The organism is Lactobacillus sp. M0390 (genome assembly GCF_016102085.1).
Taxonomy (GTDB): domain Bacteria; phylum Bacillota; class Bacilli; order Lactobacillales; family Lactobacillaceae; genus Lactobacillus; species Lactobacillus apis.
The window spans coordinates 241,183-256,588 of sequence record NZ_JACFPH010000002.1; the positions used below are offsets into that span (position 1 = coordinate 241,183).

Sequence of the window (15,406 nt, forward strand, 5' to 3'; positions counted from 1 at the left end):
ATTTTTTAACTGAAAGGTAGACAAATATGTCAGAAAAAGTTTACACAGATTATTTCTATAACTCAGATGATTTTGACAAAAATCATGGTATGGGCTACAAAGAACTTCATATTCCAGAAGGAGTAGAGGCTCAGCCTTTAATCGTTCCTCCAGTATTAGAGCCTGATAAGCAAGAAAACAATGATGTTTGGTACACCATTGAATCTCAAGAAGGTGAATTCCAATTTTTGCCAGGTAAGAAGACTCATACTTGGGGCTATAATTTCCCAGTTCTTGGTAAAACAATGGTTTTAACTAAGGGTCAACATGTACATGTAACCTTGAAAAACAGCTTACCAGAATTAACTACTTACCACTGGCACGGTATGGAAGTTTCCGGTCCTGGTAACGATGGTGCATGTCACTCACCTGTATACCCAGGCGAAGAAAAGCAAATCGACTTCGTTGTTAACCAACCAGCCGCACTTACTTGGCTTCACGCTCACCCATGTCCATCAACTGCTTCACAAGTTTGGATGGGACTTGCAATGGGTGTTGTTGTTACTGATGCTAATGAAGCACAATTACCAATTCCTAAGACTTATGGTAAAGACGAATTCCCAATTATCTTGCAAGATAGAATCTTCCATGAAGATAACCAATTCGACTACAAGGCAGACTACAACGCAATGGGTATCTTTGGTGATACTCCAATTATCAACGGTGTTGTTCGTCCTTACGTTGATGTTACAACTCAAAAAGTTCGTTTAATCTTCTTAGGTGGTTCTAACCGTCGTGAATGGCGTTTACACTTTAGTGACGATTTGGTAATGACTCAAATCGGTGGTGACGATTCATTCTTGGAGCATCCAGTTAAGATGACTAAGGTATTAATCGGACCTGGTGAACGTCAACAAGTAGTTGTTGACTTCAGCAACTACAAAGAAGGCGACGTTGTTAACCTTTACACTGACGACTTCAAGTTAGTTGAATTTAGAATTCATAACTACGAAAAAGATGACAGCGTAATTCCTGACACTTTATTCAAGCCATATGATCCAGTTGTTAACCCTAACTCACCAGTTCCTCATGTTACTATGGATAACCACAACATGATCAACGGTAAGAAGTTTGCTATGCAACGTATCGACTTGAAGCAAGACTTAATGAACGCAGAATACTGGGACGTTACTAACACTAACGACAAGGTTAACGGTATGTTACACCCATTCCATATTCACGGTGCTCACTTCTTAGTCGTTTCACGTAACGGTGAAGAACCATATCCAAACGAAAAGGGCGTTTACAAGGACACTGTTGAAGTTGCCCCACAAGAAACTGTTCGTTTGAAGGTTTACTTCCAAAACACTGGTGTCTTCATGTACCACTGCCACATCATCGAACACGAAGATGCAGGTATGATGGCTCAAATTCAAATTGTTGATCCAAAGGATCCAGATAAGACATACGAATTGATGGACATGGAAACTTTAACTAAGGCCTTCTCAGAAGAAAAGGGTATTCCTATGGATGAAGTTTACTGCCCAGGTATGGATACTGAAGGTATGGCTGTTAAGGGTGTTGACCACTCATTAGACGCACTTTCAGGTGCTAGCCACAGCCACCATGAAGAGCATCACGAAGAAGCTCCAGTTAGTCATGAAGAACCTAGCCACGAAGACGCTACTTCAGGTGCAAGTCATCACTAATTAATTTTAGTTTTGCATAAATCAATTAAAACCACTCAAGCAATTGAGTGGTTTTTCTTTTCTCAAAAATATAGTAGTTAAAATTTCCCTAAATAGCATGAACTTGTTATGAAATTTAGCAAATTCCTTTGCTTTTCTTCTTTACCATGTGGTTAAATAGCCCTATGAGAAAGAAAAGAACACTTACCCGAAAAATTATGTATCTACTTCTGGGTGTAATTTTTTTAGGACTGATCTTCGCAGTTCTTAACTCAAGAGCATTTCAAGACCGCTACGATTGGTTAACCTTGAAGTCAGAACAAAAACTTGATGTACCACTAGAAAATCAGTACCCTGACCTGCCAAACGGTTGTGAAGTTACTTCACTATCCATGCTATTGCAATATTATGGCTTCAAGGTCAATAAGCTGGATTTATCAGAAAATATCAAACACGTTGCTTCATACACAGATAACGGTCAATACCGTGGTAATCCTCATGTTGGCTTTGTCGGATATATGAGCCAAGCCAACGCTGGCTGGTGCGTTTACAACGAGCCCCTTGAACAGGTTGCACGTAAATACACTAATCGAGTACAAAACTATACCGGCCACGACTTTATTCAGGTCCTGAAACGTGTTTCTGAAGGCCATCCTGTTTTGATTATCACCACAATCAAGTTTAACCGTGTCAACGACATGCAGATTTGGGACACTGCTCAAGGAAAGGTCCATGTAACTCCTTCTTCACATGCATGTGTAATTACAGGTTTCAATAAGAAAAACGGCACAGTGCTAGTAAACGACCCGTTTGGACATAAAAACAAGGTAGTCTCATGGAAGAACTTGGAAAGTAGTTATATTCAGCAAGGTAAACAAGCTATCTACATTAACTAAAAACGCAGTCCCAGTTTACGTGGGATTGCGTTTTTTGATATTTTTGATAAGCAAAGTTACTAAAAATGTTGCTAAACTAAAAATAATGATCTAGCATAGTGTAAGTATAAAAACAAAAGGAGCTGCCCTATCAGCCGACCAAAGTCAATAGAACAGCTCCTTGTTTATTTTATATTAGAGATGATTGAGCCTTTGCTTAATCATTTTTTTATTACAATTAATATTTAAATTGACGGTAGTATCTACGCATATCTAAGTCATGTCCTGAATGAGCTTCTAAGTGTTTTGCAATTCTACCATTTAACATAATAGTTGAAATAATTGGTGAAATAACTGGCTCAAATTCTTTATCAAAGCCATCAATCATATGATCCTTAATATCAAAAATAGTATAGTTATTATTTTCTTTCTTTAGAAATGCTTCAACACGATCATCTAGAGGACGATACTTTCCTACACCTTTAACTAAAAATACTGGAGTATCTTTTTCTACTAGTTCCAAAGTTCCATGGAAAAATTCAGAAGATTCAACAGCCTTTGTCTTCATCCACTGCATTTCTTCAAGGATACACATTGTATAAAGATAAACTTCTCCCCAGAGCTCTCCGCCGCCAATCCATAACTGATAATCAGTATTGTAATATTTAGCAGCGATTTCTTCAGCAGTGTCATCGTAATCTTTTTGGACTTTAATAATTCCCTCGACCATATTTGCTTTAACTTGATCATAAAATCTATCAAAATCAAAATCACCATGATCTGCTAATAAACCATAAAAGACGCCATATATACTTAAGTATTCAAATTCTACTCCTTTAAATACTTGTAGAGGTATTCTCCAATCACAAAGTTTTCCTACAGGTGAATCCTTGCTCATTACCATTGCTGCAATGCGAACATTCTTTTTCTTTAGCCACTTTTCAACATTGACAATTTCAACAGTATCACCTGATTTTGAAGCTGTAATAACAATTGATTTGTCGGTCAAATGTGGATTGTCTGTTAAAACCAATTCCCCAGCTTGTTCCAAGTAGATGGGTATATTCGTATATTGCTTAGCCAAAGTTACAAAATTCATCATCATTGAGTATGTTCCACCCACACCAACAAAGAAAATGTTATCAAATCCTTGCTTTGTAATTTCGTCGGCTATTTTTTTCCCCTCAGCCATAGCATTTACTTGAGCAGTAAGATCTTTTCTATATTCTGTCTCGTCAAACTTTAACATGTTTATCTCCTATATTCTTAATTAACCTTCAAGATACCAAACTGCGCACAAATTATTCCAAAGATGGCAGTTCCAATAATTAACCAAATGACATTAACTTTTTTCTTTAGTAGATAATAGTAAACTCCTGTAAAAGCTAAAGGCAACATTCCTGGTAATATCCCATCTAGTACATCCTGAATTTTTGTTGCTCCTGCACCAGTACCAATTTTTAAAGTCGTACTTACAACAACTAAGTTGTTAATCATGCCACCGATTACCATGACACCTAAAATACCGGCTGCAAGCATGAATAGTTTCATTTCGCCCGATTTTTGAATTCTATCAATATATGATGCACCTAATTCATAGCCTTTAATTGACGTATAGTAGCGCAATATAAATGTTGGAATATTAAAAATAAGGAAAAATAAGATAGGACCTAAAATGTTGCCTTTTATTGCAAGTGATGCACCTATACCTACAGCCAAAACTCTTAATGTGCCCAAAATTATAGAGTCACCTAAACCACTAAGTGGACCCATTAGGGCTGCTTTAACGGCACTAATTGAAGAAGTATCAAAATCTTCACTTTTAGCATTCTCTTCTTCCATTGCTAACGTGACACCACCAATGAAGGGAGTTATGTGTGCCGTACAATTGAAGAACTCTAAATTTCTTTCAAGTGCATCCTTATATTTTTCGGACTGTCCTTTATAAATCTTCTTCAAGCCAGAAGAAATCATAAACTCAAATCCCATATGCATTTGCCGTTCATAGTGCCAAGAAAATTCCATTGGCAATGATCGCCAAAACATTTTTCGTAAATCTTTTTTGTCTAGCATTCTTTTATCAGAAGTCATCGTCCTCACCTCCTTCAGCAGCTACACTAGTATTCTTATTAAGGAATCTAACCATTACTACAACAAAGATTAGTCCAAGCAATGCAATTCCAATGACTGGTAATTTAAAGTATGCAGAAAGCAAGAAGCCCAAGAAGAAAAATGGTACAACTTCTTTATTCATAATCATTTGTGCCAGCATTGCAAAACCAATACCTGGAAGTAAGCCAGTCGCAATTGTTAATCCATCTATAATTGCCTTTGGTATAGCGTTGATTAGAATTTGAATTCTATTTCCACCAGCTAAATATCCAAAAAATACAATGATAGCTAGCATTAGACACATCAAGAATCCTGCAGCCATATGTATTGTATTAACAGCATGAGCATTACCTTCTTTAGCATACTTATCAGCTAATTTACCCATCATTGGTCTAATTAAGGCAAACATAATATTGTCAAAAATCAGAGCAAGTAATGCAATTGGAAAAGCCATAGCAAATGCTACAGATGGACCTTTACCAGTCTGAATTGCAAATGCTGTTCCCAATACTCCACCAACAATAACATCTGGTGGAATATAGGCGCCGACTGAGTAAGAACCTAAAAACGCAAGTTCAAGGGTAGCTCCAATCGTCACTCCCATTGAAACATTTCCCATAATTAAACCAACAAGTGGTCCCAAAATTATAGGACGCTGAAACTGGTTTGTTCCAGTAGCAAGATCAAGCTTACCGACGAAGGCAACTAAGGCTAAAAGAAAAGCCTTTAAAAACATAATAATTAACCTCCATTAAACTTTAGATAATATTTTTCACATTGACCTTTGAATCACTAGGAACCATTTGAATATTTATATCAACGCCTTCATTCAAAAGATCACGTAGCATATCCCTTTCACTAGATGTAATAGCGATAGTCTTTGAAATGTTACTCTTGTTTGGTCCTGGAAGTGTGCCACCTAAATTAAGCGTTTTAATTTCAGGATAGCCATCAATGATCTTTTTGGCACTTTCAATACTTCCAACAACAATAAAGAGTTTGTATTTATCAGTCACTCCCTTTTTTAAAGATTTAATTGCTTCATCAACATTCTTGATAACCAATTTAACTCCATTAGGTTTTGCCAATTTCATGGCTGATTTTTTTAATTCATTCGATGCTGTTTCATCATCAGCAATTAAAATGCAATCTGCAGACAAAGCTGAAGTCCAAGAAAAGGCAACTTGACCATGCAATAAGCGATGATCTACTCTCATCATTTTTATCATTTTAATTATCCTTTCTTTTAGAAATCATCATCTTTTTGAATACTTGAGTTTATAAGATTATCATCACAGTATTTAATTGAATCCTTTACATCTGAAACAACACTCTTCACAATTTCCTCAACAGATTCATTTTGACGCATATCGACTTTGCTTACTAAGTCTAAAACCAATGCTAAGTTCATTCCTGTTATCAAATAAACGTTGCTACCATTGGTATATTTTAAAAATTCATTATTTACGCTTCCACCAAATAAATCTGTAACAACAATAAGTTCATTACTTTTGTTTTTTTCTATTAAATTATGAGCTGTATCGACTAAATTGAAGTCTTTTTCCACGTATGTATCTATGCTGGTCACATTTTGTGCATCACCATAAATTAATTTCAGTGAACTTAAAACACCAGAGCCTATCTTCCCATGACCAATCAAAACAATTTCTATTTTTTTCGACATGCTCCCTCCAAAATAATTATTAAATGCCAACTATTAACTCAAAGTTAGCATTAGGACCATATATAACTGTCACTTTCTCTAAAAGACCCCCTTTCTCGTCAAGAATTTCACCTTTTATTTTTAAAAGAGGAATATTCTTATCCACTTCTAGCAAATTTGCTTCTTCACTAGTAGATAGAACAGCACTGGAAGTAAGCTGAGCGGTAGTTGGATTAGACTGATATTTTTTCCGTAAAACCTCATACAAAGAATTTTTCTCAAAATCATATGACTCTAATCCTGGATATTTTTCGAGACTAATAATAGTTTCATCAAGCGTTAGCCAATATTTCTTTTCACTAATGCTAATTCCCCTCAGTCTCTGCAAATATAATTCTTTACCATCATTAATAACTTCTTTTTTGATTTCTTTAGTAATTGGTTCACTACCCATCTCATATGCATAATCCGAGAATCCTTTGTAATTAATGATATTAATTACCGGCTTGTTACTTTTTACAAAAGTACCTTTACCCTGAACCCTTTCGATTAACTGCATACTAGTTAGATCTTTTAAAACTTTCTGAATTGTTGATCTAGCAACTTGATAGTGCTTGGCATATTCACTTTCCGACGGAAGCTTTTCACCAATTTTCCTATTAACTAAGATGTCATTTTGAATATCTGACAAAATTTGTGTACGAATGTTACTATGACTTTTCTCTCGGGATAATTCCATCCTGTTCTCCTAACATGATTACTCGACTAATCAAGTTAATAGTAAGCGCTTAAATAAATGCTGTCAAGTACATTTTTAAGCCTATTAGCATAATTAGTTTTAAAATAGTATTACATTAACTATTTTAATATTATTTAAATGATTCTCAATAACTTAGCCTTTAACTGGTTTTAAATAAATTTTTGATAAAACAAAAAGAGCAGATTCAATTAAGAATCTGCTCTTTTTAAATCGAGGCCCATTAAAAAATAGGTGACTACTTCTGTTCACATCAGGTTGGTCAAGCACCAACACTTCCCGTGTCTGCCAATTAAGGCTGGTGTCCTCATCCAAATACGCATCTCGCGTTTTGTCGACTCGTATTAACTATTATACGAATTTTTCTTCTCTTTGTAAAATTTTTTTGCTCTGAAAAAAATCTCGACAAACATATTAGACAGTAACATCCCTAGTGCGATTGAGCCTGTAACAATAATCACTCTTAAGGCTGAGTCACTCGCACCATTAATATTTCCAGCTGTTAATTCCCTAACGGCTTGATAGGCTGGCACACCTGGAACTAATGGAACGATTGCTGGAATATAAAATACAGAAGCGGGACACTTTTTTCTTCTAGCAAAAACAATTGCCAAAATTCCAATTGCAAATGATCCTAAAAGGTTTGAAATCAATCTCCCCATTGATGCTCTCATTGCTAACCAATAAATAATCCAACTGACTACTCCACTCACTCCTGCTAAGTTCAATACTCGATGCGGAACATTAATGGTCAGTGCAAAGCCAACAGAAGCAAGGTAGGCAAATAAGATATTAATAATTAACTCTAACCAAAATGGCATTTTTAAGCTCCCAAAAATTTCAATATAATACCTACTCCACCACCAAGTGCAAAGGCGGTAAGCAAGGCTTCACAAATTTTAACCATTCCGGATAACAGGTCGCCCTTAAACAAATCACGTAGCGCGTTTGTCAAGGCCAACCCTGGCACTAGTGGCATCAGTGCTCCCGTTAAAATATTGTCAATAATCATTGCCGGAAAAAGGTGAACTATTCCAACTGCAACTGTCGTCATAATCATCGCCGCGACTAATTCAGCTAAATATTTAACCTTTGTAAATCGTTTAAAGTAATATGCTGAAACAAAACCAATTGCACCAACAACTGCAGCAGCGGGGAAATCAAGCCAATCGTAGTTTTCAATAAACATTACCATTAATGTCGCACTTAAAACAGCAGCACCAATTACTTGTACCCATAAAGGAAAAACTGGAAAATCACCATTGGCAATTTTATAAACCTGCTCTTTTACTTGTGGCAAAGTGATTTTATGTGCAGCAAAATCACGTGATAATGAATTAATGCGGTCAACTAGTTCCAAGTTGATATTCCGCTCATGAACCAAAATGCTTTGGCAATAGTTCCCTCGATCCAAGCTCATAAAAATTCCTGTTGGCACGATAAAGACACGTGGATCAGGTTCGCCGGCGGTTTTTGCGATTCGCACCATTGTATCCTCAACACGATACATCTCACTACCGCCTTCAATCATTAGCTCGCCAACTGTTAAGCATGTATCTAGTAAATCATGGTAAAAAGAGCTATCTTGCTTGCTAGACATAATTTTTTCCTCTAATTATTATTCATTGTCTCAATGTCAATCGTCTTATCAATCCAATTACCTTGGAAAAAATCACGCTCATGACTAACGATAATTACTGCACCTGGGAACTTCACGATTGCATCCCTAAGTGCATCTTTTGAATCACGGTCCAAGTGGTTGGTTGGCTCATCTAAAAATAGCAGGTTAGCCGGTTCAAACTGCATTTTTGCCAATTTAACCTTTTCCTGTTCCCCACCGGATAGCTTTTTCAGTGGACTCATTGCCTGTTGCGCAGTTACACCTAGTCTAGCTAGGGCCCCACGCAATTCTTTTGGCTTGATTCGTTCAAAAATCTCCTGCAAGTATTGTAGCGGTGTCATATTCTTATTTGGCCAAGCTAAATCCTGCTTAAAATATGCAACCTTTGCCGTTTCTGACAGTTTAAATGAACCAGAGATTGGCTCTATTTGACTTAGTAACGTTTTTAATAAAGTCGACTTACCGATCCCATTAAAACCAGTAATTGCAATTTTTTCATTACCACCAACTGAAAAATTAAATGGCTCCTTTACGATTGCCTCATCATAACCAATAACTAAGTCTTGGGTTTGTAACAGCAAGTTGGCAGCAGTCGCTACATAAGGAAATTCAAAATGTGGTTTGCGATTACCCTTAGGCGGATTCAATACGTCCATTTTAGCCAGTTGACGTTCACGTGATTTGGCACTCTTTGAACGGGTACCTGCTTTATTTTTTCGAATATAGGCTTCAGTCTTAGCGATTTTTCGTTGCTGGTTAGTATAGGCCTTTAGGTAAGTTTCCCGATTAGCCTCTTTTTGACGCATTGCCTGTTTCAGCGTACCCGTGTAACGAGTAATTGTGCCGAGGTCGATATCAATAATGCAGTTGGCAATTCGACCAAGAAAATCATAATCGTGACTGACAACAATAAATGCTCCGGCAAATTCGTTTAAGTAATCGACTAACCAATCGATGTGTGACACGTCAAGGTAGTTAGTTGGCTCATCCAAAAGAAGAACATCAGGATTTTGCAGTAGCAACTTGGCTAAAATAATTTTCGATCTCTGACCACCTGAAAGCTGACTAACATCATGTTCATAGCCTAATTCTGCTAGCCCTAAGCCAGAAGCAACACGTTCGATTTCGGTATCAATTCCGTAAAAGTTATTTTCTTCTAAGTATGTTTGAATCTTTCCTGCTTTTTCCAATACCTCATCGTTACCGTCTTCCGCATATTCCTCATACAGCTTATTTAGTTCTTCCTCTTTTTGGTATAGCTTTTCAAAAGCTGTACGTAAAAACTGTCGAATGGTCACACCAGGTGCTAATTTGGCATATTGGTCTAAATAGCCAACTGTCACACGATTTTGCCATTTAATCTGACCCTCATCAGGAAGAATTTCACCAGTCAAAATTTTAATTAAAGTTGATTTGCCAACTCCGTTTTGGCCGGTGACTCCCATGTGGTCTTCTTTATTGAGCACAAAATTGCCATCCTGATACAAAGTCTTATCTTCAAAGCCCTGACCTAAATCTTTAACTGTTAGTAAGCTCATTGTGCATCTCCTTTGGGTTAATCAAATTATATAGTAAAGTAATCTTTTTTGCTTGCAGTTTTAATTAATTACATCCGAAATAAAAAGGCGGACGTCTTGCCCACCCTTTTATTTTCATCTTATTCCAAGTGCTTTTCTTTAGTTGTAATTGCTAGGATTTTTAATCATCCCTAATAACAGCTGTCTGTTTTAGACTATTAGCTGCATATAAGCCAAAATTAGTCTTAAGTCAAAATTCTTTTGTCTTATTAATAGTCTGCGTACTGTTTCATAATTATCTATTATTGCTTAATTCAAGTCAAGACTATCCAAAGCACCGTTGCAGTCGGCACAAAGAAAGAATGCATTTGATTGGTAAAATTTTGTGTCTTAAAGGTGGTCATAAATAAAAGATGTCTGACTTTTCGTCAGACATCTTTTTATTTTTGTTCCTGTTCATACTTTTGCAGAGCATCTAGAACTTTAGGCCAGTAGCGTTTGGGCAAGATTAACTGCAATTTATCATTATAGATAGGAAAATCACTTGCTTTCATCCCTGTTATTTTCGCCAAATCTTCATCTGACAAATGAAATTCACGTGCAATCCGCTTAATTTCATAGGAAGCATGCCCACGAAACCATGAAAGAGCAAAGAAGAATAATGCGAAAATCCCAGCAACCATGACAGAGACAGGGAGCGTCAAATGGAATGATCGCAGACAAATAAAGAATGCTGCAATAAAGCCAATTAGTGCAGACAATACACCATAAATAATGGGGAAAAGTGCCTTCTTTTGCATTTCGTTCTCCTCTTAGTTCCACTTAAATAACTTACTTCAAAAGACTTACTGCCCAGTAGAATTATCACTGCCTGTGCCATTCCCAGTATCAGAAGAGCCATTAGTATTATTGGTACTATCAGTGCTTTCATTAGTAACAACAGAATGATAAATTTGATAATTAGTAAACGGATTAGGATCCTTCCAATTAATGTGATTGTTTTGCTCATTCAACTTATTGAGCTTAGTTTCATCATTATCCAAAACTTGTTGCTCTAATCCTAAATTGGCACGCATTTTGTTTGAAGCTTTTTGTAATTCTTCAGTCGATGCAACCTGGATTGAAGAACCATTAATCCATGCATCGTGACCTTGAATGTACCCACTACTAATATTTTGCGAACAGCCGCGGTAAGTTAACGCCAAAGCCAGCATGTCATTGAAGGTTAAGTTAGTTCGGACATATTTATTAAAAATCTTAACTAACTTGCGGTAGTTAGCAATTGAATCAACAGAAACAGCCTTGTGTACGACAGCATTAATTACTTGTCGTTGCCTCATTTGGCGGCCGTAGTCTCCTCTAGGATCATCATGACGCATGCGGACATAAGCCACAGCATGACGTCCATTCAAATGCTGCTTTCCTTTATGGAAATCACACCAGTCATAAGAGAACTTAAATGGAACATTAACGTCGACACCACCAACAGCATCAACTAGACTCTTTAAGGCCTTCATGTTGACTTCAACATAATAGTTAATCGGTACATTTAACAACGCAGATACGGTACTCATTGACGCTTTACTGCCACCGATACCGTAAGCTGAGTTAACCCTAAACATATTATATTTGTCCCCTGGATCGCCCAAAATGTTGGCTAACGTATCTCGCGGAATCGAGGTCATTGTTGCCTTATTTTTTCCTGGATTAGCCGTTGCTAAAATAATTGTATCAGAATTACCTTTATCATGACGTCCTTCAAGCCCTTGATCAACTCCAAGAATTAGAACTGAAATAGGTTGCCGATTAGCGATTCGAGCAGAGGTAGCGGTGTTACCGTCTTGACCATCGATGGCACTATGTAAAGTAAAGTACATATGAGCTGCCCAAGCGAGGCCACAGCTTAAGCATAAAACAGCCACAATACCGCAAATTCGAGCAATTACATTACCCGTCATTTTTTGTGCTGGTGAAGCAAAAACATGATTGCGGTGAAGATTTAGAGAAGATCGATGTTTACGATAATCTTCTCTACGTTTTGAACTTGGTTCCATACCTTTATTCAATTCCCTTCATAATTATCCAAGTTTATTTGTATCACTTTCAAAGTTGAATTAGAATATTACCAAATATAATTAATAATATCTTATTTTTTATTATTTGGCATAACTATTATTAACACATGTAAGGAGATTTTTATGGCTATACCTAAAAGAACAGAAGTCCCAGAAGAACTTAAATGGGACTTAACAAGAGTATTTAGTTCAGATAATGACTGGGAACAAGAATATACTCTTATCAAAAAAGAAGTGCAAGACTTAAATAAACTTAAGAAAGATTTTACTAAGGATGGTCATCATCTGTACGATGACTTAACCAAAATTTTAGAAGTTGGTCGCCGTTTAGAAAAAGTCTATGTTTATGCAACAATGTCCAGTGACGTTGACTCAAGCGACTCACACTATCTTGGCTATGTAGCACAAGCCCAAACCTTAGCAAGCCAATTTGAAGCAGCAACTTCCTTTATGAATCCTTCAATTTTAGAGCTCTCGCAAGCAGAGTTAAAACAGTTTATGGAAGATGAGCCCAAGCTAAACAATTACGCTCATATGCTTGAACAAATTATGCAACAAAAGCCGCATACTCTTTCGGCACAGGAAGAAAAAATAATTGCTGATGCTGGGGATGCCCTTGGCACTTCAGAAAACACCTTCAACGTTTTGACAAATTCAGATATGGAATATGGTTACGTTGAAACAGATGATGGCGAAATGGTTCAGCTGTCAGACGGACTTTATTCCAACCTCATTCAATCGCAAAAACGTGAGGTGCGTAAAAATGCCTTTGATGTAATGTATGCTACCTATGGTCAATTTGAAAATTCACTTGCTTCAACTCTTTCAGGAGTTGTTAAACAGCATAATTACTTGGCTCGAGTTCATAATTATGACTCTGCACGCAGCTCAGCTTTAGCAGAAAATCACGTACCTACTGTTGTCTATGATACTTTGATTAGTGAAGTTGACAGTCACCTTGATTTACTTCATGACTACGTTGCTTTGCGCAAACAAATTCTTGGACTTGATGATCTGCAAATGTGGGACTTGTATGTTCCACTAACTGGAACACCGTCATTGTCATATACTTTTGAGCAGGCAAAAGCAGAGGCTAAAAAAGCCCTAGTTCCATTAGGAGAAGATTACTTAAAGCAAGTTGATTATATTTTTAATAACCGTGTAATTGACGTCGTTGAATCGCAAAATAAGGTTACCGGTGCTTATTCTGGTGGCTCTTATGATACAGATGCTTATGAGCTTTTGAACTGGGAAAATAATATCGATTCACTTTACACCCTTGTTCATGAAACTGGCCACTCTGTCCACAGTATGTACACACGTCAAACTCAACCTTATGTTTATGGCGATTATCCTATTTTTGTGGCTGAAATTGCATCAACTACCAACGAAAATATTTTAACCGAGTACTTTTTAGATCATATTACTGATCCAAAAACACGTGCTTTCGTGCTTAACTACTACCTTGATTCGTTTAAGGGAACACTATTTAGACAAACTCAATTTGCTGAATTTGAGCAGTATATTCATGACCTAGACGCTAAAGGTGAGCCATTAACTGCAGGCACGCTTGACGACTTCTACGGTGACTTAAATCAGCGTTACTATGGCTATGCGGTTGAACCAGGAAGTGAAATTGCTAAAGAATGGGCAAGAATCCCACACTTCTATTACAATTTCTACGTTTACCAATATGCAACTGGCTTTGCAGCAGCAACTGCACTAGCCAATAATGTTGTGCACGGCACATCAGAGCAAAGAGAAGCTTATATTAACTTCTTAAAATCAGGTTCAAGTGATTACCCAGTCGAAATCATGAAAAAAGCCGGAGTTGATATGACTAAACCAGATTATTTGGAAGAAGCCTTTGAAACCTTTAAAAAGCGCCTAGCCGAATTCAAAGACATCATCAAAAATGATTTTAAATAAAAAATAAAAACCACTTCATATTTTGAAGTGGTTTTTGCGTGCTTAAGCATATTCTTGCCAAAAACTCTGTGCAATTGCTTGGTAAAGCTGACATCCCACAAGATAGTCATCAACTTTAACAAATTCATTCGGCTGATGTGCTGTTAGACCATCAGATGGTCCCAGAATAATGATTGGAAAAGCGCCAGCCTGAATATATTCTGATGAATCTGTTGCGCCAGTTCCTGCAGTGAAATCACAGGAGCGATTAAAATCATTTTGAACAACTTCCTGAGCCAATTTAGCAAGCTTTGTCCCTGCCTGACTTGGGAGTGGAACTTCAGGGAAACTATAGCGAATTGTTAATTCCGCACCCTGTTTATTGAGTTCAGCAATTAAACCTTCTAATTCCTGATAAATTTGATCATTAGAATAAAGTGGCGTTGTCCGAATATTTCCTGAAAGCCATGCACTATCAGGGACCGAGTTAATTTGACTACCACCTTGAATCTGACTAATGACATGGGTAAGCGAACCTAAGACTGGATCTTTTTGGTCATGACGATCCATTAGTTCCTGTACACGCTGGGCAAAAGTGAACAATGGCATAATTGCATTGTGGCCCTTTTCAGGTGTAGAAGAATGAACACAAAGACCTTTAGAAGTAACATAATAGTCAATCACACCTTTGTGCGTAACGCGGACGTCAAAATTGGATGGTTCACCGACTATTAATCCATCTAAGTCGTTTGCATAGCCTTCTTTTGCTAGCTGGGCTGCACCATATTCACCGGTCTCTTCGCCAACGGAAGCTAACAACCTAATTCGACCTGGTAGTTCTTTTCCACTATCTAATAAATCGAGCATGGCTACAACCATGGCAGCTAGGCCTGATTTCATGTCGCTAGTTCCACGGCCATAGATTTTGCCATCTTGAACAGTCGCTTCAAAAGGCGGATACTGCCAGTTCTCTAATTCTCCTGCGGAAACAACGTCTTCGTGTCCTGAAAAGCCAAGCAAAGGGCCGTGGCTTCCCATTGTAATAACCAGGTTATCACGTCCTGGAGCATAAGATACACGTTCTATTTCCACGTCATACCCTTTAAAAAGATCTGTTAGGTAATCTGCAACTAAGCTTTCATGATCATTAGCCGAATCAATTGCAATTAAATCGGTCAAAATTTTAAGTGCTCGTTCTTTTTCCACAGCTT

At 37.2% G+C, this 15,406-nt stretch carries 15 protein-coding genes; 3 read left to right on the plus strand and 12 right to left on the minus strand.

Annotated features, from left to right (window positions below; genetic code table 11):
- Positions 1-26 precede the first annotated feature (26 nt).
- Positions 27-1,688, plus strand: coding sequence for a multicopper oxidase family protein (locus H3R25_RS05210; RefSeq protein ID WP_109715866.1), 1,662 nt, complete (start codon positions 27-29; stop codon positions 1,686-1,688).
- 164 nt (positions 1,689-1,852) lie between these two features.
- Positions 1,853-2,563: a C39 family peptidase gene (locus H3R25_RS05215; RefSeq protein ID WP_232354561.1), complete on the plus strand. Its 711-nt coding sequence runs from the start codon at positions 1,853-1,855 to the stop codon at positions 2,561-2,563.
- Positions 2,564-2,780: 217 nt separating this feature from the next.
- On the opposite strand, the gene H3R25_RS05220 is transcribed toward H3R25_RS05215, so the two are convergent.
- The 11 genes from H3R25_RS05220 to H3R25_RS05270 all read right to left on the minus strand — a co-directional run bounded on the left by H3R25_RS05220 (position 2,781) and on the right by H3R25_RS05270 (position 12,266).
- Entirely contained in the window at positions 2,781-3,791 is a 1,011-nt protein-coding gene (locus tag H3R25_RS05220; RefSeq protein ID WP_122036047.1) for an SIS domain-containing protein, read from the minus strand.
- Between the two features lie 17 nt (positions 3,792-3,808).
- Complete coding sequence (locus H3R25_RS05225) at positions 3,809-4,633, minus strand: PTS system mannose/fructose/sorbose family transporter subunit IID (protein ID WP_122036049.1); 825 nt, start codon at positions 4,631-4,633, stop codon at positions 3,809-3,811.
- Positions 4,623-5,390 carry a PTS sugar transporter subunit IIC gene (locus H3R25_RS05230; protein WP_122036051.1) on the minus strand — a complete coding sequence of 256 codons (768 nt, stop codon included), beginning with the start codon at positions 5,388-5,390 and terminating at the stop codon, positions 4,623-4,625. The genes H3R25_RS05225 and H3R25_RS05230 overlap by 11 nt, the downstream gene beginning before the upstream one ends.
- 22 nt (positions 5,391-5,412) lie before the next feature.
- Positions 5,413-5,883 carry a PTS sugar transporter subunit IIB gene (locus H3R25_RS05235; RefSeq protein WP_198194495.1) on the minus strand — a complete coding sequence of 157 codons (471 nt, stop codon included), beginning with the start codon at positions 5,881-5,883 and terminating at the stop codon, positions 5,413-5,415.
- Positions 5,884-5,900: 17 nt separating this feature from the next.
- Positions 5,901-6,338 (minus strand): PTS sugar transporter subunit IIA, encoded by a 438-nt coding sequence (locus H3R25_RS05240; protein WP_122036054.1) that lies wholly within the window; start codon positions 6,336-6,338, stop codon positions 5,901-5,903.
- 19 nt (positions 6,339-6,357) lie between these two features.
- Positions 6,358-7,056 carry a GntR family transcriptional regulator gene (locus H3R25_RS05245; protein WP_198187851.1) on the minus strand — a complete coding sequence of 233 codons (699 nt, stop codon included), beginning with the start codon at positions 7,054-7,056 and terminating at the stop codon, positions 6,358-6,360.
- 362 nt (positions 7,057-7,418) lie between these two features.
- Positions 7,419-7,895, minus strand: coding sequence for a threonine/serine exporter family protein (locus tag H3R25_RS05250; protein ID WP_198183295.1), 477 nt, complete (start codon positions 7,893-7,895; stop codon positions 7,419-7,421).
- 2 nt (positions 7,896-7,897) lie between these two features.
- The gene (locus H3R25_RS05255) at positions 7,898-8,674 is read right to left on the minus strand and encodes a threonine/serine exporter family protein (RefSeq protein ID WP_198194496.1); all 777 of its coding nucleotides are present in this window, start codon (positions 8,672-8,674) and stop codon (positions 7,898-7,900) included.
- A gap of 11 nt (positions 8,675-8,685) precedes the next feature.
- Positions 8,686-10,233: an ABC-F family ATP-binding cassette domain-containing protein gene (locus tag H3R25_RS05260; protein WP_198194497.1), complete on the minus strand. Its 1,548-nt coding sequence runs from the start codon at positions 10,231-10,233 to the stop codon at positions 8,686-8,688.
- A gap of 419 nt (positions 10,234-10,652) precedes the next feature.
- Positions 10,653-11,012: a hypothetical protein gene (locus H3R25_RS05265; protein ID WP_122036061.1), complete on the minus strand. Its 360-nt coding sequence runs from the start codon at positions 11,010-11,012 to the stop codon at positions 10,653-10,655.
- A gap of 45 nt (positions 11,013-11,057) precedes the next feature.
- A complete protein-coding gene (locus H3R25_RS05270; RefSeq protein WP_187158332.1) occupies positions 11,058-12,266 on the minus strand; it encodes an LCP family protein in 1,209 nt (402 codons plus the stop codon).
- A gap of 144 nt (positions 12,267-12,410) precedes the next feature.
- Here H3R25_RS05270 and pepF point away from each other — a divergent pair, with 144 nt between their 5' ends.
- Positions 12,411-14,216 carry an oligoendopeptidase F gene (gene pepF, locus H3R25_RS05275; protein ID WP_198194498.1) on the plus strand — a complete coding sequence of 602 codons (1,806 nt, stop codon included), beginning with the start codon at positions 12,411-12,413 and terminating at the stop codon, positions 14,214-14,216.
- A 42-nt stretch (positions 14,217-14,258) separates the two neighbouring features.
- Here pepF and H3R25_RS05280 read toward each other — a convergent pair whose 3' ends face one another.
- Complete coding sequence (locus H3R25_RS05280) at positions 14,259-15,401, minus strand: ArgE/DapE family deacylase (protein ID WP_198194499.1); 1,143 nt, start codon at positions 15,399-15,401, stop codon at positions 14,259-14,261.
- Between the last annotated feature and the right edge of the window lie 5 nt (positions 15,402-15,406).

Excerpts from the sequence above, each read along its gene's own strand:
- H3R25_RS05210 (WP_109715866.1), top strand. The coding sequence starts at position 27 with ATGTCAGAAAAAGTTTACACAGATTATTTCTATAACTCAGATGATTTT.
- H3R25_RS05215 (WP_232354561.1), top strand. The coding sequence starts at position 1,853 with ATGAGAAAGAAAAGAACACTTACCCGAAAAATTATGTATCTACTTCTG.
- H3R25_RS05220 (WP_122036047.1), bottom strand. The coding sequence starts at position 3,791 with ATGTTAAAGTTTGACGAGACAGAATATAGAAAAGATCTTACTGCTCAA.
- H3R25_RS05225 (WP_122036049.1), bottom strand. The coding sequence starts at position 4,633 with ATGACTTCTGATAAAAGAATGCTAGACAAAAAAGATTTACGAAAAATG.
- H3R25_RS05230 (WP_122036051.1), bottom strand. The coding sequence starts at position 5,390 with ATGTTTTTAAAGGCTTTTCTTTTAGCCTTAGTTGCCTTCGTCGGTAAG.
- H3R25_RS05235 (WP_198194495.1), bottom strand. The coding sequence starts at position 5,883 with ATGATAAAAATGATGAGAGTAGATCATCGCTTATTGCATGGTCAAGTT.
- H3R25_RS05240 (WP_122036054.1), bottom strand. The coding sequence starts at position 6,338 with ATGTCGAAAAAAATAGAAATTGTTTTGATTGGTCATGGGAAGATAGGC.
- H3R25_RS05245 (WP_198187851.1), bottom strand. The coding sequence starts at position 7,056 with ATGGAATTATCCCGAGAGAAAAGTCATAGTAACATTCGTACACAAATT.
- H3R25_RS05250 (WP_198183295.1), bottom strand. The coding sequence starts at position 7,895 with ATGCCATTTTGGTTAGAGTTAATTATTAATATCTTATTTGCCTACCTT.
- H3R25_RS05255 (WP_198194496.1), bottom strand. The coding sequence starts at position 8,674 with ATGTCTAGCAAGCAAGATAGCTCTTTTTACCATGATTTACTAGATACA.
- H3R25_RS05260 (WP_198194497.1), bottom strand. The coding sequence starts at position 10,233 with ATGAGCTTACTAACAGTTAAAGATTTAGGTCAGGGCTTTGAAGATAAG.
- H3R25_RS05265 (WP_122036061.1), bottom strand. The coding sequence starts at position 11,012 with ATGCAAAAGAAGGCACTTTTCCCCATTATTTATGGTGTATTGTCTGCA.
- H3R25_RS05270 (WP_187158332.1), bottom strand. The coding sequence starts at position 12,266 with ATGGAACCAAGTTCAAAACGTAGAGAAGATTATCGTAAACATCGATCT.
- pepF (WP_198194498.1), top strand. The coding sequence starts at position 12,411 with ATGGCTATACCTAAAAGAACAGAAGTCCCAGAAGAACTTAAATGGGAC.